The organism is Synechococcus sp. R55.7, assembly GCF_047461955.1.
In the GTDB taxonomy this organism is placed as follows: Bacteria; Cyanobacteriota; Cyanobacteriia; order Thermostichales; family Thermostichaceae; genus Thermostichus.
Map to the genome: position 1 here is coordinate 1 of NZ_JANSIC010000453.1, position 752 is coordinate 752.

Sequence of the window (752 nt, forward strand, 5' to 3'; positions counted from 1 at the left end):
AGGTGGCGGAGCGGGCGGCAGTTGGTGAGACCCAACTCTAGAGATTTCTCTATCGATCTGAAAAAGGAGTCGGGCTTCTCTTAAATCCGCCAGGACAGTACAGTGGTAAGGGAGCAGCAATAGAAACTGGCTAAGGACGGATCTCTCATGACCCTCGGAGAAGGCGTACAACTGGTTACGTTTGTGGTGCTATCGGCGATGGCCATTGGCTTCGCGCTAGGCGTGGTTTGGGCCCCCAGCATTGTCTATTCCGGTTTTCTGCTCGGGGGCGTTTTCCTGAGCATGGCCGGGTTGTATCTCCTCTTGAATGCCGATTTTGTGGCCGCAGCCCAAGTTCTGATCTACGTCGGCGCGGTTAATGTGTTGATCCTGTTTGCCATCATGTTGGTGAATCGGCGCTACACCTTTGCCCCCCTGAAGCTGGGCTGGCTGCGCAACGGAGTGACGGCGGTGGTCTGTTTGGGTCTGTTTGCCCTTCTAGCCGCGATGGCTTTGAACACCCCTTGGCCGCTGCAGCCGATCCAACCTTTGAGCAGTGTGTTGGTGATCGGCGGCCACTTCTTCAGCGATTATCTTCTGCCTTTTGAGCTGGCTTCTGTTTTGCTGCTGATGGCGTTGATTGGGGCCATTGTCTTGGCGCGTCGAGAGTTTGTTCTTCCCCAAGCCGGAGAAGGGGATCTGAGCTTGCTGGAGCGGGCCCGACCCCAGCTGGAATCAGAGTCAGAACGACCGGCAGAGCTGGTGAGCACCCG

1 protein-coding gene is annotated in these 752 nt (G+C 56.6%); it reads left to right on the forward strand.

Features of this window, described 5'->3' with window-relative positions; all coding sequences use genetic code 11:
* Positions 1 to 147: 147 nt before the first annotated feature.
* On the forward strand, positions 148 to 752 hold a 605-nt coding region (locus NW820_RS13085), incomplete at its 3' end, for an NADH-quinone oxidoreductase subunit J (protein WP_414357958.1).